This window comes from Oryzifoliimicrobium ureilyticum (assembly GCF_037199735.1).
Lineage (GTDB): Bacteria > Pseudomonadota > Alphaproteobacteria > Rhizobiales > Rhizobiaceae > Rhizobium > Rhizobium ureilyticus.
Genome location: NZ_JBBBVQ010000012.1, coordinates 149,140 through 168,276 on the forward strand (window position 1 = coordinate 149,140; position 19,137 = coordinate 168,276).

Consider the following 19,137-nt stretch of genomic DNA (forward strand, 5'->3'; position numbering starts at 1 on the left):
ACGCCATGGTATCGGGAAATCCGCCACGCCACTCTAAAGACACCGAAGAACCGGTAACGCTCGATTTGGACGCGAAGGACTTCTCTTCGACCAAAGAAAAAGAGACGGATCAGGATAAGAGTGCGTCGGAAAGCCCGAAGCCTCATCCCGAGACCATGTTCGAGCCTCTGGAAACCGGGCCTGACAAGAGTGAGAAACCGGAGGCTCAAGCAGCCGCGCCGGCTGAGGAAGACGAGCGTCTGTCGACAGAGGGCAACCAAGAGCCCGTCAGCGAGCCCACTCCTTCTATGACGACTGCTGAAGCCAGGCCGCAGGCTACAACCTCGAAGCTGATTGCTGCCGGTATCCTGGGCGGCTTGATTGCCCTTCTTGCTTCGACGGCCATTCAATACGCGATGCCATCGCGGCAGGCGCAGGATGACGAACGCATTGCGCAAATATCAGCGGAAATCGAAGGACTGAAGCAGACCGTCAGCAACATCGCCGCCGCACCGGGAGGGGCGGGAAACGAGGCGATTGAAAAGCGGCTCGCCGCGCTCGAAGCTTCAAAAGGATCGACAGAGGCTTCACCAGCCGACGACCAGAAAATAGCCTCGCTCAGCCAGGAGATTGCCCAGCTCCGCTCGACGCTCACCCAGACATCGGAACAGCAAAGTAAGGCTGACAACGATGTCTCGAGCCGGCTTGATGCAGCCGAAAAGAAGCTGAATGAGCCGCGTCAGGACGTTGCCGTCGCAAAAGCAGTGGCAGCCGCCGCCCTGAAGGGCGCCATTGATCGCGGCGGGAACTTCACCGCCGAACTCGAGACATACGGAAAGATCGCACCGGATGACGAGACCGTCGCACAGCTGAAGCCGTTTGCCGAAAGCGGTGTTCCCTCGCGGGCTGAGCTGATGCGTCAGGTTCCAGATGTCGCAACGGCTATGGTGGAAGCTGCCAATCGTCCGGATCCTAACGCGGAGTGGTGGACCCGGCTGACGGCAAGCGCAAAATCTCTCGTCAAAGTCCGCCCTGTCGGCGCGGTCGAGGGCGATAGCGTTGAGGCGATTGCGGCACGTTTTGAGGACAAGGTGAAGAACGGCGAACTGCAAGGTGCGTCCGGTGAATGGGCTCATCTGCCTGATGTCGCAAAGCAGGCCTCCGCCGCTTTTGAAAAATCACTGGAAGCACGCACGCGCGTTGAAGATCTCGTCGGATCCACGTTGTCGAAAGCCATTTCCCAAACCGGTAAGGAGGGCTGAATATGATACGCCTCGTCATTTTCGTGCTCTTGGTTCTGGCGCTGGGATATGGTTTTGCCTGGCTGGCCGATCGCCCCGGCGATGTATCATTATTATGGGAAGGTCAGCTTTATGAAACGCGGCTGATCGTTGCCGCCACGGCGCTGATCGCGCTCGTTGCCGCGCTTCTGATCGGCATCTGGCTCATCCGCCTCGTCATTACTTCGCCTCATAGCGTGAAGCGCTATTTTCGTTCGCGCAAGCGTGATCGGGGCTACCAAGCCCTCTCGACCGGTCTGATCGCAGCGGGAGCGGGCAATGCGCTCCTCGCACGAAAAATGGCGGCCCGCTCCCGCAGCCTGATCCGCGCCGACCAGGAGCCTCTCATTCATCTGCTGGAAGCTCAGGCCGCCTTGATCGAAGGGCGCAATGACGAAGCGCGCGCCAAATTCGAGGCCATGGCAGAAGACCCTGAAACTCGAGAACTTGGCCTTCGAGGTCTTTATCTCGAGGCCAAGCGACTTGGCGCCAATGAAGCAGCCCGGCAATATGCCGAAAAAGCAGCCGATCAAGCGCCGTACCTGCCATGGGCCGCCCAAGCAACGCTGGAATCGCGCTCGCAGGCCGGTCGCTGGGATGACGCCCTGCGTCTCTTGGACCAGCAAAAGGCAGCACATGTTTTCGAAAAGCCTCAGGCTGAGCGCCTGCGCGCAGTGCTTCTAACCGCCCGAGCGACCGAGCGATTGGAAAGCGATCCGACAGGCGCGCGCGACGACGCGCTGGCCGCACTGAAGCTGGTGAGTGATTTCGAACCGGCCGCTGTTATCGCTGCCAAGGCGCTATTCCGCGAAGACAAGCTGCGCAAGGCAGCCCACATTCTCGAACACGCCTGGAAACAGACGCCACATCCTGAAATTGCCGAAACCTATGTCCGCGCGAGAAGCGGCGACTCGGCGCGCGATCGTCTCAAACGCGCCGAAAAGCTGGAGGCGATCAGGCCCAACAACATCGAATCGCTGCTGATCGTGGCCCACGCTGCGCTAGACGCACGCGAATTTGCAAAGGCCCGCGCCAAGGCTGAGGCTGCGGCGCGCATAGCACCGCGGGAAGGCGTTTTCCTGCTCCTTGCAGATCTGGAGGAGGCCGAAACCGAGGATCAGGGCCGTATTCGTCACTGGCTGGCCCAAGCGCTGAAGGCACCGCGCGATCCTGCTTGGGTTGCCGATGGGTTCGTTTCGCAAAAATGGCTCCCACTCTCCCCGGTAACAGGCAAGCTCGATGCATTCACATGGAAGGCACCGTTCGATCAGGCCGACGCGCCGACCGAAGACCACGCTGCCTTGCTCGACACGGCACTAAAGACCTTGCCGCCGGTTGGGACGTCAGTTGCTGAGAACGCAGAAAAATCCCTGGCCGACCGCGCAATCGTCGAAGTGAAAGCAGCTGCACCCGTCAAGGAAACGGCAAAGAGCACGGAATTGATCAAAACCGAACAGGCGCAAAACCGGGACGTAAAAATAAGGCCCGAGCAGCCCTTCTTCGGCGGCCGGCCTGACGATCCGGGGGTAAAGGACCCTAAAGCGCAGCCTGATGACAAAAGCCGCCTCCGCCTCTTCTAATAACGGACCTGCCCATGCTCGAACGCATCCAGCAATTTTTTCATAGCTTGACCAGTGATCATTACCGTCACGAATTGCAACCGGATGATCCAAGAATCGCCGTCGCTGCTCTTTGCATGCAGGTGATGGAGGCGGACGGCAAGATCAAGGAGAGCGAGAAAAAGCGGCTCCGTTCCCTGATGAAAGAACAGTATAAGCTCGACAGCGGACAGCTTGATCAGTTGTTGCGCGCCAGCGAAGAGGCAGAAAGCGCTGCCGTCGATTACTACCGCTTCACCTCTGATCTGAAAAAGCATCTGGACAACGACCAGCGACTGGAACTGATCGGCATTCTCTGGGACATCGTCTATGCCGATGGCGAACGCAGCGAAATGGAAGATCACGTGATCTGGCGTATCGCCGATCTTCTCGGCGTTTCCGCACGCGAGCGTATCCAAAAGCGGCAGGAGGCGGCAGCACGCCTCGGTGAAGGGCATGTTGTTGAAGATGATGCTGACTGAACCCGTGAAGGAGGCAGGAAAGCGGCCCATCCTCGTCGTGCTCCACCAGGAGCGATCGAGCGCAGGGCGCGTCGGCCAGCTTTTGGCTGCGAAAGGCTATCCGCTCGATATTCGCCGACCGGCGATGGGGGATAGGTTGCCCGAGACGCTTAGGGAACATGGCGGAGCGGTGGTGTTCGGCGGTCCCATGAGCGCCAATGACTCGGATGATTTCATTCGCAGCGAGACCGAATGGTTGAATGTCCCGCTCAAGGAAGAAAAGCCCTTTCTCGGCATTTGCCTCGGCGCCCAGATGCTGGTGCGGCACTTGGGCGGGAAGGTTGGGCCCAATCCCGAGGGGCTGACCGAAATTGGATGGTATCCGCTCCGCCCTACGGAAAAAGGTCGGCGTTTGATGACGTGGCCGAAGATGGTCTATCATTTCCATCGCGAAGGGTTTGATTTGCCGCGCGGTGCAGATCTTCTGGCGGAAGGCGATACCTATCCAAACCAGGCCTTTCGGTACGGGAAGGCTGCATGGGGGGTTCAATTCCATGCAGAACTCACCCGCGCCATGATGCAGCGCTGGGTCGTCCATGGCGAGGAACGCTTTAGCCTGCCAAACGCGCAGCATGGCCGCGACCACTTGGAAGGACGCATGCTGTACGATGCGCCTCTCAAAGCCTGGCTCGATGAATTTCTCGACATCGTTTTTGAGGAAAAGAAGGACAGCAGAAACGTCTTGTCCGGGACTGCTGCCTGAGCGGCAGGCCCTAATGGCGCCCATCGAGTCGCTGCGGCCCTACTGCATCTTACGCCTGAGATTGAAATCCGCCAGCAACCCTGGCACGCACCAAGTACAAGAAAGCGCTAACCGCCTTGAAAGGTCGTCTCTACGGCCTCTTGTCGGCTTGTGTCCCAATGTCTACATGTCGCCACGAATGAATCGGAGATCGAGATGCTTGCGCTATTTCAGACCATCGACCTCGCTTTGAGCCTCTACTGGTGGATACTCGTTCTGAGCGCCATCTTCTCGTGGCTGTACGCGTTTAATGTAATCAATTCGAGCAACCAGTTCGTCAACGCGGTTGGCAGGTTTCTTTACGCCGCGACTGAACCGGCTCTCGCTCCCATTCGGCGCATTCTGCCGAACATGGGCGGCATCGACATCTCGCCGATCATCCTCATGCTGATCATTTTCTTCATCCGGCAGTTGATGTGGACATCGATCTACCCGGCGCTCGCCTAATCACCCCCTGGAGAGCCCAAGGCGATAAGGTCGTTCTTTCGGTGAAACTGACGCCGAATGGGGGCAGCGATTCGATTGATGGCGTGGAAGTGGGTCCGGAAGAAAAGGCGTATCTCAAGATCCGCGTTTGCCCGGTGCCCCAAAAAGGAAAGGCCAACAAAGCACTGATTGCTCTGCTGGCCAAAAAACTAAGAATCGCGAAGTCCTCGCTCACGCTTATCTCAGGCGAAACGAGCCGACAAAAAATCCTCCGGATCGATGGCGAGCCGGAGGATTTGATCGTTAAACTAACAGAACTTGTGAAGCTTACTTAGCGTGAGCCTTGTTCCGGTCGATGGCTTCGAGGATCAACCGCTTGGCGACGTCGACATCCTGCCAGCCGGCAATCTTGACCCACTTGCCAGGTTCCAGATCCTTGTAGTGCTCGAAGAAGTGCTCGATCTGCTTCAAGGTGATTTCCGGCAGATCGGTGTAGTTGGCGATCTTGTCGTAGCGGCGTGTCAGTTTCGGCACCGGAACAGCCAAGATCTTCTCGTCTTGACCACCATCGTCTTCCATGACCATGACGCCGATCGGGCGCACATTGATCACGCAGCCGGGAACCAGCGGACGGGTATTGCAGATCAGCACGTCAACCGGATCGCCGTCGTCAGACAAAGTATGCGGCACAAAGCCGTAATTGCCCGGATACGTCATTGGCGTATAGAGGAAGCGGTCGACGATCAGCGCACCGGCCTCCTTATCCATTTCGTACTTGATGGGATGGCCACCGACAGGAACTTCAACGATGACGTTGATATCTTCCGGAGGGTTCTTGCCAATGGATATGGCGTCGATACGCATTTAAAAGCTCCCGCAACAAATTGTCCGAAGCCAGTTAATCGGTTTCAAGCTGTGACGCAACACGGCACATCAGGCAATGCTTAACGTGCAAGCGGATTTCGGGCAGAGATGAAGTCGCTTTCAAGGATACAGCCTCCCGCTGGCCAGCAGAGTCTTCATCCGGATCGACGTACGACCGAAAGCAGCCAGCTTCAGTCGGTTACGACTCGTGTGCAGGAAGTGTTCTTCAACGCAATTGGCTACGCAATCGGTCCAAAAGTCAGCCCCAGATGAACCCGATCTTCTTCAGCTGTCGATGCTCGAAGCTTTCAATGCCCTCGCAGTAGTCGATCCCGCCATGATTGCGGTAAAACTGCGCGGCATTTTCATTTTCTTCCAGGCACCAGACAACGAGACCCTTGCAGCCCAGCGACCGCAGCAAACGACGCGCCTCGCCGAACAGCATCCGGCCGAGCCCGACACCTTGATACTCCGGACGCAGATAAAGTTCGTAGATCTCGCCTTCCTGCGGCAGAGCGCGGGCGCGATTGAGACCAAGGGTGGCGTAGCCCGCGATTGTTCCCGCTACATCGAGAACCAGTAAAGTCGCAGGACCGCGGGTGGCCTTGCGCCACCAGTTATGATCCCGCCGCTCGATCATCTGCGTCAGAGGCCGGTGCGGTATGATACCGGCATAGGTATGCTGCCACGCTGCACGGTGCGCCTCGGAAATGGCTTCCGCATCGTCGGGCTCAGCTCTCCTCACATCGATCGACAGTGTCTTCATAAAGATTACTCTGGTAGGGCGAGGGACAATTAACCATATGCAAACAGGCAATTAGGCGGATTGCCCACAGAGTTTTTCCGTGAACAACACGGTGATGTTAATACTTTTTTAACGTTTTGAACAAGCGGTCAAACAGGCTTTGAACGCAAAAAAGCCCGGCACGAACCGGGCTTCTTATCAGACGGACCTATAATAGATCGGCTTTCGCCTGGTGACAGCGCCCATCCAACCGGATGCGCGCTGCTGGATCTATCAGGCGTATTTAGCTTTTTCGAAGCGCTTACGATCATTCGGGTCGAGATAAAGCTTGCGAAGACGGATCGACTTCGGCGTCACTTCAACCAATTCATCGTCCTGAATCCAGGAAAGCGCACGCTCCAGCGTGAAGCGAACGGGCGGCGTCAGCTTAACGGCTTCATCCTTGCCGGCGGCACGGATGTTGGTGAGCTTCTTGCCCTTCAAGACGTTCACGTCGAGGTCATTGTCGCGCGAGTGGATGCCGATGATCATGCCAGCATAGACCTTTTCGCCCGGATCGATGATCATTGGACCGCGATCTTCCAGATTGAACAGAGCGTAGGCAACCGCCTCACCCGATTCATTGGAGAGAAGAACACCGTTGACGCGTCCGCCGATATCACCCTTGTAAGGCTGATAATCGTGGAACAGGCGGTTCATGATGGCAGTGCCGCGGGTATCCGTCAAAAGTTCGGACTGGTATCCGATCAGGCCGCGCGTCGGCGCGAAGAAACGCAGGCGAACGCGGTTGCCGCCGGACGGACGGAGTTCGACCATCTCGGCCTTACGCTCGGACATCTTCTGAACGACAACACCGGAATGCTCTTCGTCGACGTCGATAACGACTTCTTCGATCGGTTCCATGAGAGTGCCCGTTTCTTCGTCCTTGTGCATCACGACACGCGGACGAGAAACGGCAAGCTCGAAACCTTCGCGGCGCATGTTCTCGATGAGAACGGCAAGCTGCAATTCACCACGACCGGAGACGAAGAAGGAATCCTTGTCGGGGCTTTCCTCGATCTTCAGCGCCACATTGCCTTCAGCTTCCTTGAGCAGGCGATCGCGAATGACGCGGCTCGTTACCTTATCGCCTTCAGTGCCGGCCAGCGGCGAATCGTTGACGAGGAAGGTCATCGTCACGGTAGGCGGATCGATCGGCTGGGCCTTCAAAGGCTCTGAAACCGCCGGATCGCAGAACGTATCGGCGACCGTGCCCTTGGAAAGACCGGCAATCGCAATGATGTCGCCTGCCTGCGCTTCTTCGATCGGCTGACGTTCGATGCCGCGGAAAGCCAGAATCTTGGAAATGCGGCCCTGTTCGATCATCTTGCCGTCCTGACCAAGAACCTTCACGGCCTGGTTTGGCTTGATCGATCCGGAGGAGATACGACCGGTGATGATGCGGCCGAGGAAGGGGTTTGCCTCCAGGATCGTACCGATCATCCGGAACGGGCCTTCCTGTACGGTCGGTTCGGGAACATGCTTGACGACGAGGTCGAGAAGCGGCGCAAGCCCTTGATCGGACGGGCCTGCCGGATCGTAGTTCATCCAGCCTGCACGGCCTGAACCGTAAAGGATCGGGAAGTCCAGCTGTTCGTCGGTCGCATCGAGCGCCGCGAAAAGGTCGAAGACTTCGTTGATGACTTCATCGGCGCGCGCATCCGGACGGTCGATCTTGTTGATCGCAACGATGGGGCGGAGACCAACCTTCAGCGCCTTGCCGACGACGAACTTCGTCTGCGGCATCGGGCCTTCAGCAGCATCCACCAAAACGATAGCGCCATCGACCATGGAAAGGATACGCTCGACTTCACCACCGAAGTCGGCGTGGCCGGGGGTGTCGACGATGTTGATACGCGTATCTTTCCACTCGATCGACGTCGCCTTGGCAAGGATCGTGATGCCGCGCTCTTTTTCGATGTCGTTGGAGTCCATGACACGTTCCATGACGCGCTGGTTCTCGCGGAAGGCGCCAGACTGCTTCAGAAGCTCGTCAACGAGTGTCGTTTTTCCATGGTCAACGTGCGCGATGATCGCGATGTTGCGAAGGGCCATTTTGATATCTCTGAGGCTGAGGCGCGGTCAATTAAATGCGGAGGCGCCATATTTCGTTGGCGCGCTCATACCCTGTTTTTCGCATTTGCGAAAGGGGGGCCCGGCGCAATCGTCACTTAGACGGGCTACCAGGCGCCACAATCGAAGCGCAACAGGTCATTTTTATGTGCGTCGCGCGCCCGGTTTATCAGGCGTCGCTGCCGGCAATCGCCTCCGCAAAAACCAAGCCCTTCTTCTTCAACATTGCTTGCGGATCGGGTAGTTTGCCACGAAACGACTTGTACGCCTCTTCCGGATCGATCGAGCCGCCGACCGAGTAGATATTATTCTTCAGCTTGCGAGCCATGACGGGATCGAAGGGATTGCCGCTTTCCTCGAAAGCAGCAAAGGCATCGGCATCAAGGACTTCCGACCACATGTAGGAATAATAACCAGCTGAATATCCACCGGAAAAGATGTGCTGGAAATGCGGCACGGCATGGCGCATGGCCATGGCTTGCGGCATGCCGAGGTCGGAAAGAACCTCGCTTTGCACCGACATCGCATCCTTGCCTTCATTGCGTGTGTGGAGCGCCATATCGACCAAGGCCGAGGAGGTAAATTCGACAGCGTTAAAGCCTGCATTGAAAGTCCGCGCGGCCAGAACCTTGTCGAGAAGCGCCTGAGGCATGGGGGCGCCCGTTTCATAGTGGACTGCATAACGCGTCAGGATTTCCGGCACCGTCAGCCAATGCTCGTAAAGCTGGGAGGGCAATTCGACAAAGTCGCGTGAAACACCCGTACCGGAAACCGAGGGATAGGTGACGTTCGACAAAATGCCATGCAGGGCATGACCGAACTCGTGGAAAAGGGTCCGTGCATCGTCAAGCGATAGAAGCGCAGGCTTGCCTTCGGCAGGTTTGGCAAAGTTGCACACGTTGTAGATGATGCCGATTTCGCCGTTCCGACCGTTCTTTAGCGGCAGCTTGTGTTGCGGCTGGAACGAACTCATCCAGGCGCCCGAACGCTTGGAACTGCGGGCAAAATAATCGCCAAGGAAAAGCGCAATCAGCGTTCCCTCCGCATCGCGGATTTCAAAGGTCCGCACATCGGGATGATAAGCAACAATATTCGTCTTCTCGACGGCGCGAATGCCGAACAGGCGCTCGGCAACGTCGAAGCAGGCATCGATCATCTTTTCGAGCTGCAGATAGGGCTTCAGCTCCGCTTCAGAAAAATCGAACCTTCGCGCACGAATCTTCTCGGCATAAAAGCGCCAGTCCCAAGGCATGACCGAATGGTTTTTGCCGTCCTCGGCAATGAGGCCTGCAATATCGGCCTCCTCTTCAGCCGCCCGGCGCACGGCTTTTTCCCAGACTTGGCGCAGCAGGCTGTCGACCGCCTCAGGCGTCTTGGCCATCGTGTCGTCCAGCTTCAGCGCCGCAAAATGCGGATAGCCGAGAAGCGTGGCGACCTCACTGCGCAGACTGAGAATTTCGGTGACGACTTTTCGGTTGTCTGTCGGACCGTCATTGGCCCCGCGCGCTGCAAAAGCCGCAAAGGCCTGTTCGCGCAGATCTCGTCTTTCGCTAAAGGTGAGGAACGGTTCGATGATGGAGCGTGACAAAGTCACCGCGTACTTGCCATCTTCGCCGCGTTCTTTTGCTGCCGCAGCCATGGCATCGCGAAGGAAATCCGGCAAACCGGCAAGCTCGGACTCGTCCGAAAGAAGAAGCGACCAGCTGCGCTCATCGGCCAGAACATTTTGACCGAAGCGCGTGCTAAGGCCGGCGAGCATCTCATTGATTTCGGCCAGACGCTCCTGCTCGGCTTTAGCAAGCTTTGCGCCCGACTTGACGAAACCCTTCCAGTACCGTTCGAGCACCCGCGCCTGCTCGACCGTTAAGCCGAGCTCCTCTTTCTTTTGCCACAGCGTGTCGACACGGGCAAAAAGGGCGGCATTCATATTGATCCGCGAATAGTGCCGAGACATTTTAGGGGAAATTTCGCGTTCGAGCGCCTGTATCGTGTCGTTCGTATGAGCGCCGGCACGGTTCCAAAATAGTGACGAGACGCGAGAAAGTTCGTCGCCCGCCGCTTCGAGCGCTGCAATGGTGTTGTCGAAAGTCGGAGCCTGCGGATTGTTGGCAATACCATCGATCTCAGCCTGATGCGTAGCCAAAGCCGCATCGAAAGCCGGCGCGAAGTCCTCATCCTTCAAAGCCTCGAAGCGCGGCAATCCTTCAAAGCCGTTCCATTCGACAAGAGCGGGATTGATCGATGATGGCAGGGTCATGAAATGCATCCTTTGCTTTTTGTCCAAATTATACTGCCAAGGAAAAGCGGCAAGGCTCAGGCACCGCTTTGTTTTCCGAACCACCTGACAATCGATATTAGGCAGTGAGGCGCGCGACTGCCGATGACATGCCGCCCAGGGCAGCAACACTTGGACCAAGCTGAATTTCCAAGAAATCGCCCGTAAAAATTAACCATTTGTTAACGATTGACGATATGCGGGCCATTTCGATAGATTCGGGCCTCAGAATGCGGGAGCATTGCCATGGAAATTTTTCCAGTGCGTTCTTCGCAGAGCTGGCTCTTCGGTCAAAAAGACAAGCCCTCTGCGGCGCGATCAGCAGATGGAACGTTCGGATCTCTAACTCAGATTCGGCCGACGTTTGAAGTGCGTCAAGACGCGGTCGAAAAGCCAGACTTCAACAGTATCAGTGCGGCCGAACTTCGTCGTCTCGCGCGAGAGAGCTTCGATCAAGGGTCGATCGATGGCGAGACATTTGCAACGTTATCGGAACCCTTGCCGATGCAAACCATCGACACGATGGGTAATGTTGTCGATCTGTCCGGCGTCAGCGATGCCACGAATTTCAATTTTCGCGATTATTATCGGGACAGGCTACAGATCGCCACATCGATTGGCGACGCCTATGACGTCGACCGACTTCGGTCCGTCGTCAACTTTATGGGCTAAATAGCAGCGATCCAAAATTCGTCTGGCCGAACCATGATCGGGGCGCTCGATATGATGGGATCGAGCGCCCCGACATGATCATCCCTTGAGATTGCGCTTTGCCAAGGTGCGAAGACGCAGCGCATTCAGCTTGATGAAGCCTGCCGCATCTTTCTGGTCATAGGCTCCTTGATCGTCTTCGAAGGTGACGAGCTTGTCGGAATAAAGAGATTTCTCGCTCTCGCGTCCGATTACCATGACGTTGCCCTTGTAGAGCTTGAGGGTAACCTCGCCCTCGACGTTCTTCTGCGACAAGTCGATGGCCGCCTGCAGCATTTCGCGTTCCGGCGAGAACCAGAAGCCATAATAGATCAGTTCGGCGTAACGCGGCATCAGTTCGTCTTTGAGATGGGCCGCACCGCGATCCAGTGTGATCGATTCGATAGCACGGTGAGCAGCAAGAAGAATCGTGCCGCCTGGGGTTTCATAGACGCCGCGGCTCTTCATGCCGACGAAACGGTTTTCGACGAGGTCAAGGCGACCAATCCCGTTGTCACGGCCGTAGTTGTTCAAGTTCGCAAGAAGCGTTGCAGGGCTCATCTCAACGCCATTGATGGATACCGCATCACCCTTGCGGAAGCCGATCTTGATGGTCGTTGCCTGGTCGGGAGCAGCCTCGGGAGAAATCGTGCGCATATGCACGTATTCAGGCGCCTCCTGAGACGGATCCTCCAGGACTTTTCCTTCGGAGGAGGAGTGCAGAAGATTGGCGTCGACGGAGAACGGTGCCTCGCCCTTCTTATCCTTGGCAACCGGGATCTGGTTCTTTTCGGCAAATTCCAGAAGGTCAGTTCGGCTCTTGAACGACCAGTCGCGCCAAGGGGCGATGATCTTGATATCCGGGTTGAGGGCATAGGCCGATAGTTCGAAACGAACCTGGTCGTTGCCCTTGCCGGTTGCGCCGTGCGCGATAGCATCGGCGCCGGTCTTCTTGGCGATTTCGATCAGATGCTTGGAAATCAGCGGACGGGCGATCGAAGTACCGAGCAGGTATACGCCTTCATAAACGGCATTGGCGCGGAACATCGGGAAAACGAAATCGCGGACGAACTCCTCGCGGACATCCTCGATGAAGATTTCCTTGATGCCGAGCATTTCGGCTTTCTTGCGCGCTGGCTCAAGCTCCTCACCCTGACCGAGATCGGCCGTAAACGTCACGACTTCAGCCCCGAGCTCGGTCTGAAGCCATTTCAGGATGATGGAGGTGTCGAGACCGCCGGAATAGGCGAGCACGACCTTCTTTACGTCTTTCGGAAGAGCCATGGCAGATAATCCGTCTATCAAAAAGGAAGGGGGTGAACCCGAAGTTACTTGGAATTTCGGCACTTTTAGCGGTTTTATTGCGACGCGCAAGGAAAACCCGGCGCGATCTGGTGCCGAATGTCATCCGGCCGAAAGGGATTCCGCGGCCTTTCAGCAAGCCTGGCGAGAACTCCGTTGACGCTTGTCGCCTCGGCTTCCATATCCCTCAAGACCAACCAAGAGATAGAAGGGAATAATCATGACCGCTTCTCACCCAGCTCTGGCCAAAGGCAATGTCGCCGTCATTACGGGAGCTGCTTCAGGCATCGGCCTTTCTGCAGCCAAGACCTTTGCCCGAAAGGGGATGAGTGTTGTGCTCGTCGATCTGGAGGGCGATCGCCTGAAAGCAGCCGCCTCGCAAGTCGCAGCTCTTCATGAAAAAGGCGACAGCGAGGTGGTTGCAATCGCCGCTGATGTTTCCAAGCGCGAAGACGTGGAAGCGCTCGAGCAGGCCGTTCTGCAGAAGTTCGGCAAGGTCCATGTCCTCATGAACAATGCCGGCATTCAGCCGGGCAGCGCTCTGTTCGGCCCGCAGAAAAATTGGGACGATGTGCTCGCCGTAAACCTCGGCGGGGTGATCAATGGCACGCGGGTGTTCGCACCCAAGATGATTGCGCACGGCGATACCGCGCTGATTATCAATACGGGCTCCAAGCAAGGCATCACCACGCCGCCGGGCGATCCCGCCTATAACGTTGCCAAGGCTGGCGTGAAGGCTTTTACGGAGGCGCTCCAGCATGAGTTACGGAATACCGAAGGCTGTCATGTGACGGCCCACCTTTTGATCCCCGGCTTCGTCTTCACCGGCCTGACGGCCAATGGCCGCACGGAAAAACCATCCGGTGCCTGGACACCGGACCAGACCGTGGACTTTATGCTCGAAAGCCTGGAGCGCGGCGACTTTTACATTCTTTGCCCAGATAACGACGTGTCGCGCGCATTGGATGAAAAGCGCATGGCATGGGCAATCGGCGACATCATCGAGAACAGGCCGCCCTTGTCGCGCTGGCACAAGGATTACGCCGATGCCTTTCGCTCCTTCGTCGAAAAGGGCTGATGGCGTTTATAAAGCAGGTCCGAACATCCCTGGCTTCTTGATGAAATCGATAAAGGCCCGCAATGGCGCCGGCGTTAGCCGGCGTCCTGGATAATAGAGAAAGGGGCCGGAAAATGGCTGCCACCAGGATTCAAGAACAGGCTCCAGGCTGCCGTTTTCGAGAAGAGGCCGCAACCAGTCCTCAAAAAGATGGATGATGCCCATGCCTGCGAGAGCCGCCTCGACGGCGAGATCAATGCCTGCATTGCCTTCAATCAGCAGCGGTCCGGACGGTTCAATTTTGAAGATCTCTGCGTCTTTTTCATATTCCCAAGGGAACATCGTTCCGCTGGGAAAACGGCCCCGCATACAGGCATGCTCGAGAAGATCGCGCGGATGTTGCGGGCGTCCACGCCGATCGAGATAGGATGGCGCGGCAGCGGTGGCAAAACGCTGAACCCGTGGCCCGATCGGTACGGCGATCATATCCTGTTCGAGCTTTTCGTCATATCGGATGCCGGCATCGCAACCTCTGTCGAGCACATCGACGAAGCTGTCCTCCGTCACGACCTCAAGGCGAATCTCAGGATAGGCAGTTAAAAAGGGCGGAACGATACGCGGCAAAACAAGACGTGCAGCGCTGATCGGCACGTTCAGTCGCAACAGCCCAGCCGGGCGGTCACGAAAGAGATTGACAACGTCGAGCGAGGCTTCCACCTCGGCCAGCGCCGGAGCCAGCCTCTCTAGAAGACCGCGACCGGCTTCGGTAGGGGACACGCTGCGCGTCGTGCGATGCAAAAGCCTGACGCCAAGATGCGTTTCGAGCCGGCGTACCGCCTCGCTCAGTCCCGAGGCGCTTGTCCCGCTATGGCGTGCGCATTCGCGAAATCCACCGGCGCGTGCAACGGCAACAAAGGCCTGAAGATCCCCGAGTTCCACCTTCATTGTTCGCTATCCCGCACAACCTGTCAGGATTATTGCCTGTTATCGCGCAGCCACTCAAGGATTATCTTACGGGTCACACCACAATGAAGGAGCAAAGACCATGACAACAATCGATCAGGCAGGAACCTTCCGTCTCGCCGATAAAGCCGTCAAACGCATGGGTTACGGCGCCATGCAGCTTGCTGGCCCAGGCGTCTTTGGTCCGCCGAAAGATCATAAGGCCGCGCTCGATGTGCTGCGCACTGCGCTCGAGCAGGGCGTCAATCACATCGATACCAGTGACTTTTACGGCCCTCATGTAACGAACAAGCTGATCCGGGAAGCACTTCACCCCTATCCGGACGATCTTGTCATTGTCACCAAAGTCGGCGCTGTGCGCGGCGAAAAGGCCGAGTGGCTTAAGGCCACCTCGCCCGAAGCGCTTACGCAAGCGATCCATGACAATCTGGGCAATCTAGGCCTTGATGTTCTCGACGTCGTCAACTTCCGCAGCATGCTGGATGTCCATGGCCCAGCCGAAGGCTCGCTGGAGGCCGAGGTCACCGTTTTGGCGGACCTTCAGCGCAAGGGATTGATCCGTCATATCGGTCTCAGCAATGTGACATCGGCGCAAGTCGCAGAGGCAAGCAAGATTTGCGACATCGTCTGCGTTCAAAATCAGTATAATCTTGCCAATCGGCAGGATGACGCCTTGATTGACGAACTGGCGTCAAAGGGTATCGCCTATGTACCGTTTTTCCCGCTTGGGGGCTTCTCGCCGCTTCAGTCCTCGACGCTCGATACGGTTGCGAAAACGCTCGGCGCAACGCCGATGCAAGTCGCGCTGGCCTGGCTCTTGCAGCGGTCAGACAATATTCTGCTGATCCCGGGAACGTCATCGGTCAACCATCTGATGGAAAACCTTGCGGCAGCTTCGTTAACATTGCCTGCCGATGCCCTGGCGCAACTCGACGGGATCGGAAAACAGGGATAAGATCGAGGAAATTCGATCTCCCCGGAGCCTGTGATGGACTTTCTGCCGAACTTACCGACCCTTCTAACATTTTCGGCAGCAAGCCTCCTTCTGGCAGCCACCCCAGGTCCGGATATGACGCTTTCGATCAGCCGCGCTCTGTCGCAAGGGCGCAAACCTGCCCTGTGGGTCGTGTTCGGAACCAGCCTTGGCATCGTGGTTCACACGATGCTGGTCGCATTCGGCGTCAGCGCCCTCATCACCGCCTCGCCGACTGCCTTCTTGATCTTGAAGACGGGCGGGGCGGCCTATCTTTTTTGGCTCGCCGTCCAAGCCGTTCGCTTCGGCTCAAAGCTTGCGGTCGTGAAAACCGAGACCAAGCAAAAATCAGCTCTTTCCAATATGGCCAGCGGCTTTTCAGTCAATCTTCTGAACCCGAAGGTCATCATCTTTTTCATGACCTTCTTACCTCAGTTCGTCACTGCCGGCGATCCTGCCGTGACGCAGAAGCTGATTTTCCTCGGTCTGTTTTTTATTGTCATCGGCATGCCGGTCAACACGCTCATCGTCTTTGGAGCCGACCGGCTGTCAACTTGGCTGCAGAACAATCGCAAGGTTTTGCGGGGAATGGACTACAGCTTTGCCGCCGTCTTTTCGGCCTTCGCGGCAAAGATCTTGCTGACGCAGGCACGCTGACCCAAGAGTCGGCGGCCCGTTCCTTAGTCGTCGGCGCCGTGATTGGCGATCATCATCGCTTCGAAAGCAAGCCGTTCGGTCTTGCGCATGCGTTCGGATTCAGACTTCAACTGGCCGCAAGCGGCCAGGATGTCGCGTCCGCGTGGCGTGCGGATTGGCGAGGCATAGCCGGCGCTGTTGATAAAATCGGCAAAGCGCGCAATCTGGCTCCACTCCGAGCACTGATAATTTGTGCCGGGCCAGGGATTGAAGGGGATAAGATTGATCTTGGCCGGAACGCCCTTCAGAAGCTGAATAAGGCCTTTGGCATCCTCGAGGCTATCATTGACGTCCTTCAGCATCACATATTCGAAAGTGATGCGCCGCGCATTGGAAAGCCCTGGATACTTCCGGCACGCGTCAATCAGTTCCTTCAATGGATATTTTTTGTTGATCGGAACGAGGATATCACGCAGATCATCGCGCACCGCATGCAGCGAGATCGCCAGCATCACACCAATCTCTTCGCCCGTGCGAATGATTTCTGGCACGACGCCAGAGGTAGACAGCGTAATGCGCCGCTTGGAAAGCGACAGACCATCTCCATCCGACGCGATCAAAAGCGCCTGCTTGACGGCCTCGAAGTTGTAGAGCGGCTCTCCCATGCCCATCATGACGATATTGCTGACCTTGCGACCTTCCGCGGGCACCATGGCACCCACAGGAACATCACGATCTGGAAAATCACCTAGCCGGTCGCGTGCAAGAAGCAATTGCGATAAAATTTCCTCAGCGGTGAGGTTGCGAACGAGACGCTGCGTTCCGGTATGACAGAAGGAGCAGGTCAGCGAACAGCCCACCTGGCTCGATATGCAGAGCGTGCCGCGCCCCTCCTCGGGAATGTAGACAGTTTCGACCTCAACGGGCCGTCCTGCGCCGCGTGGCGGAAACCGCAGCAACCATTTGCGCGTACCGTCGTTGGAGACCTGCTCTTCGACGATCTCAGGCCGAGCGATCGTGAAATGCGTCTTCAGCATGTCGCGCATGTCTTTCGCAACATTGCTCATATGATCGAAATCCGAAACACCGCGGACATAGACCCAGTTCCAGATCTGCGACACGCGCATCTTAACCTGGCGATCCGGTACGCCTTTCTGGCGAAGGGCATCCCCCATCTCTTCGCGTGACAACCCGATGAGAGACGGCTTTGTGTTCTGTTCGGCTGTCGCCGGCACCGGCGAAAAAGACGATTTAACGGCAACAGCATCCGTGACGGACATGATCTCAATCCCGAATTCAACCACGCGCATCAGACGCCGGAATACAAGCGATCCGGTAAGAGTAAGGCGCATGTCGTTAGAAAATTTGGCGGCGTCTTGAGGTCGCATCACGCCGCATTTGTGCGCCCTCTAGCATGAATTCAAAGCCGCGTCACCTCCCTGCCCGCGATTTGCCGGTCAACCAAAAGCGAAAGGCCGGCTTGCGCCGGCCTTGGGAAGATCGATCGACCTCAACACTGTTATTTGCAGCTTTCGATCTGCTTCAATGCTGCAGAAATGCCCGCCAGGGAATAGCTGTACGAAGTTCCGGTGCCGCGCTTGGACGTCGCAGCGACAGTCATCGCGTGACCGGTTTTCATGGCAGCGACAAGAGCAGGTTCCTGAGCGGCATTTTCAACCCAGCCGGCCTTGTCCTTGGTGAACATGACAAAGGTCTTGTTGTCGATCGTCACGTTGATTTTGGAGCCTTCCTTGACACTATAGCCCATCATCGCCTGGGGTTCGTAGGAGATGTTCTGACCCGGGCGCTGCGAGACGATGAAGAAATTTTCGCCATGATCGATATTGTTTGGCGACTTCTGCGTCGGTACGGACAGCACATAGCAGACGGTGTTGGCGCCGGACTTATAAGAATATGCGCCCCATGCCTGGAACTGCTGGATTCGGGTGGGAGCCGAAGATGCAGCCGGCTGTGCAGCCTGCGCAGGCTGCTCTTGTGGCTGTGCCTTCTTCTTCGGTTGGGCAGATGCAACACCAGCACCAGCGAGAACGAGTGTGAGGGCAATTGCGAGACTTCTAACAAACATGGAATTTCCTGCCGGTTCTTGCGATGCGGGCTCAGTACGAGGTGAACGTCGCTTGATCACGATCTGCTTTATTTTGACTTTATTCAGGTTACCAAAGCGTCAACGCTTATAGGAAATTGCCATTGACGGTGCCATTTCTACCCAAGTTCAGGCATGATAGAGCAAGATTATGGAGGTTGATGCGTTCACGGCGAGACTCGCCCTGCGAAAAAATTTAAGACAAAAAGAAAGAGGCAAGAGTTTGACCTTTTTAAAAAGCCTCGTAGGTCTTTAGGGTAACAATCAAGTCATCAGTTTCTTAGCGGGGGATGCCGGGTACAATATGGAGACTGAAGAAAGACAACGCTTCGCCGAGCTCGCAAAGGCGGTAGCGGATCATCGAGACCAACAAGCATTTGCCGATATTTTCGACTATTTCGCACCGCGCCTGAAGTCCTGGCTTCTTCGACGTAAAATGTCTTCCTCCGAAGCGGAGGAACTCGTTCAGGATGTGATGACAGTGGTTTGGCATAAGGCCGCCCTTTACGATCCCGCCCGCTCATCGCTGTCGACCTGGATTTTTCGCATTGCCCGCAATCGACAGATCGACCTTGCAAGACGCGCAAATACGCGCCGGCTGGATGAAAGCGATCCTACCCTCCTGCCTTTGCCGGAAGAGAGCCCCGATGACCTCGTGAGCAATGACGAGCGTGACCAACGGGTTCGAATGGCGTTGAACGAATTGCCGGAAGAACAACGCAACCTGTTGCGCAGCGCCTTCTTTATCGGGCAATCGCATTCTCAAATTGCCGAAGAAACCGGGCTGCCGCTGGGGACCGTCAAATCGCGCATCCGCCTTGCCTTTACAAAGCTGCGCCGGATCCTGGAAGACGACCGGGACTGAACCCG

20 protein-coding genes are annotated in these 19,137 nt (G+C 56.7%); 12 read left to right on the forward strand and 8 right to left on the reverse strand.

Going from position 1 to position 19,137, the window contains the following annotated elements; genetic code table 11:
* Nucleotides 1–5 precede the first annotated feature (5 nt).
* The 6 genes from VQ830_RS17225 to VQ830_RS17250 all read left to right on the forward strand — a co-directional run bounded on the left by VQ830_RS17225 (nucleotide 6) and on the right by VQ830_RS17250 (nucleotide 4,881).
* Nucleotides 6–1,241, forward strand: coding sequence for a hypothetical protein (locus VQ830_RS17225; protein ID WP_337269369.1), 1,236 nt, complete (start codon nucleotides 6–8; stop codon nucleotides 1,239–1,241).
* A 2-nt stretch (nucleotides 1,242–1,243) separates the two neighbouring features.
* Nucleotides 1,244–2,839 (forward strand): heme biosynthesis protein HemY, encoded by a 1,596-nt coding sequence (locus VQ830_RS17230; protein WP_337269370.1) that lies wholly within the window; start codon nucleotides 1,244–1,246, stop codon nucleotides 2,837–2,839.
* A gap of 14 nt (nucleotides 2,840–2,853) precedes the next feature.
* Entirely contained in the window at nucleotides 2,854–3,339 is a 486-nt protein-coding gene (locus tag VQ830_RS17235; protein WP_337269371.1) for a tellurite resistance TerB family protein, read from the forward strand.
* Nucleotides 3,314–4,081, forward strand: a complete 768-nt coding sequence (locus VQ830_RS17240; RefSeq protein WP_438618104.1) for a glutamine amidotransferase — start codon at nucleotides 3,314–3,316, stop codon at nucleotides 4,079–4,081. Before VQ830_RS17235 ends, VQ830_RS17240 begins: the two co-directional genes overlap by 26 nt.
* Nucleotides 4,082–4,276: 195 nt before the next feature.
* Nucleotides 4,277–4,567 (forward strand): YggT family protein, encoded by a 291-nt coding sequence (locus VQ830_RS17245; protein WP_337269372.1) that lies wholly within the window; start codon nucleotides 4,277–4,279, stop codon nucleotides 4,565–4,567.
* Entirely contained in the window at nucleotides 4,543–4,881 is a 339-nt protein-coding gene (locus VQ830_RS17250; RefSeq protein WP_438618122.1) for a DUF167 domain-containing protein, read from the forward strand. Before VQ830_RS17245 ends, VQ830_RS17250 begins: the two co-directional genes overlap by 25 nt.
* Here VQ830_RS17250 and ppa read toward each other — a convergent pair.
* From ppa to VQ830_RS17270, 4 genes are all read right to left on the reverse strand, one after another.
* Nucleotides 4,874–5,410, reverse strand: coding sequence for an inorganic diphosphatase (gene ppa / locus VQ830_RS17255; RefSeq protein WP_337269374.1), 537 nt, complete (start codon nucleotides 5,408–5,410; stop codon nucleotides 4,874–4,876). The two genes, VQ830_RS17250 and ppa, sit on opposite strands and share 8 nt — an antisense overlap.
* Before the next feature lie 259 nt (nucleotides 5,411–5,669).
* Nucleotides 5,670–6,176, reverse strand: a complete 507-nt coding sequence (locus VQ830_RS17260) for a GNAT family N-acetyltransferase (protein ID WP_337269375.1) — start codon at nucleotides 6,174–6,176, stop codon at nucleotides 5,670–5,672.
* A gap of 252 nt (nucleotides 6,177–6,428) precedes the next feature.
* Nucleotides 6,429–8,249: a translational GTPase TypA gene (typA, locus tag VQ830_RS17265; protein ID WP_337269376.1), complete on the reverse strand. Its 1,821-nt coding sequence runs from the start codon at nucleotides 8,247–8,249 to the stop codon at nucleotides 6,429–6,431.
* Between the two features lie 187 nt (nucleotides 8,250–8,436).
* Nucleotides 8,437–10,524 carry a M3 family metallopeptidase gene (locus VQ830_RS17270; protein WP_337269377.1) on the reverse strand — a complete coding sequence of 696 codons (2,088 nt, stop codon included), beginning with the start codon at nucleotides 10,522–10,524 and terminating at the stop codon, nucleotides 8,437–8,439.
* A gap of 264 nt (nucleotides 10,525–10,788) precedes the next feature.
* On the opposite strand from VQ830_RS17270, the gene VQ830_RS17275 reads away from it, so the two are divergent.
* Complete coding sequence (locus tag VQ830_RS17275) at nucleotides 10,789–11,214, forward strand: hypothetical protein (RefSeq protein ID WP_337269378.1); 426 nt, start codon at nucleotides 10,789–10,791, stop codon at nucleotides 11,212–11,214.
* 78 nt (nucleotides 11,215–11,292) lie between these two features.
* On the opposite strand, the gene VQ830_RS17280 is transcribed toward VQ830_RS17275, so the two are convergent.
* Nucleotides 11,293–12,516 (reverse strand): argininosuccinate synthase, encoded by a 1,224-nt coding sequence (locus VQ830_RS17280; RefSeq protein WP_337269379.1) that lies wholly within the window; start codon nucleotides 12,514–12,516, stop codon nucleotides 11,293–11,295.
* Between VQ830_RS17280 and VQ830_RS17285 the strand changes: the two genes are divergently transcribed.
* A complete protein-coding gene (locus tag VQ830_RS17285; RefSeq protein ID WP_337269380.1) occupies nucleotides 12,515–12,694 on the forward strand; it encodes a hypothetical protein in 180 nt (59 codons plus the stop codon). The genes VQ830_RS17280 and VQ830_RS17285 overlap by 2 nt on opposite strands.
* 60 nt (nucleotides 12,695–12,754) lie before the next feature.
* Nucleotides 12,755–13,612 carry an SDR family NAD(P)-dependent oxidoreductase gene (locus tag VQ830_RS17290; RefSeq protein ID WP_337269381.1) on the forward strand — a complete coding sequence of 286 codons (858 nt, stop codon included), beginning with the start codon at nucleotides 12,755–12,757 and terminating at the stop codon, nucleotides 13,610–13,612.
* A 6-nt stretch (nucleotides 13,613–13,618) separates the two neighbouring features.
* On the opposite strand, the gene VQ830_RS17295 is transcribed toward VQ830_RS17290, so the two are convergent.
* Nucleotides 13,619–14,536, reverse strand: a complete 918-nt coding sequence (locus VQ830_RS17295) for a LysR family transcriptional regulator (RefSeq protein WP_337269382.1) — start codon at nucleotides 14,534–14,536, stop codon at nucleotides 13,619–13,621.
* Between the two features lie 100 nt (nucleotides 14,537–14,636).
* Here VQ830_RS17295 and VQ830_RS17300 point away from each other — a divergent pair, with 100 nt between their 5' ends.
* Both VQ830_RS17300 and VQ830_RS17305 read left to right on the forward strand, forming a co-directional pair.
* Complete coding sequence (locus VQ830_RS17300) at nucleotides 14,637–15,509, forward strand: aldo/keto reductase family oxidoreductase (protein ID WP_337269383.1); 873 nt, start codon at nucleotides 14,637–14,639, stop codon at nucleotides 15,507–15,509.
* Between the two features lie 33 nt (nucleotides 15,510–15,542).
* On the forward strand, nucleotides 15,543–16,184 hold the full coding sequence (locus tag VQ830_RS17305; RefSeq protein WP_337269384.1) for a LysE family translocator: 642 nt from the start codon (nucleotides 15,543–15,545) through the stop codon (nucleotides 16,182–16,184).
* Nucleotides 16,185–16,207: 23 nt separating this feature from the next.
* On the opposite strand, the gene rlmN is transcribed toward VQ830_RS17305, so the two are convergent.
* Nucleotides 16,208–17,443 carry a dual-specificity RNA methyltransferase RlmN gene (gene rlmN, locus VQ830_RS17310; protein WP_337269385.1) on the reverse strand — a complete coding sequence of 412 codons (1,236 nt, stop codon included), beginning with the start codon at nucleotides 17,441–17,443 and terminating at the stop codon, nucleotides 16,208–16,210.
* Nucleotides 17,444–17,682: 239 nt separating this feature from the next.
* Nucleotides 17,683–18,249: an invasion associated locus B family protein gene (locus VQ830_RS17315; RefSeq protein WP_337269386.1), complete on the reverse strand. Its 567-nt coding sequence runs from the start codon at nucleotides 18,247–18,249 to the stop codon at nucleotides 17,683–17,685.
* Between the two features lie 322 nt (nucleotides 18,250–18,571).
* On the opposite strand from VQ830_RS17315, the gene VQ830_RS17320 reads away from it, so the two are divergent.
* Nucleotides 18,572–19,132, forward strand: coding sequence for a sigma-70 family RNA polymerase sigma factor (locus tag VQ830_RS17320; RefSeq protein ID WP_337269387.1), 561 nt, complete (start codon nucleotides 18,572–18,574; stop codon nucleotides 19,130–19,132).
* The last annotated feature ends 5 nt before the right edge of the window (nucleotides 19,133–19,137 follow it).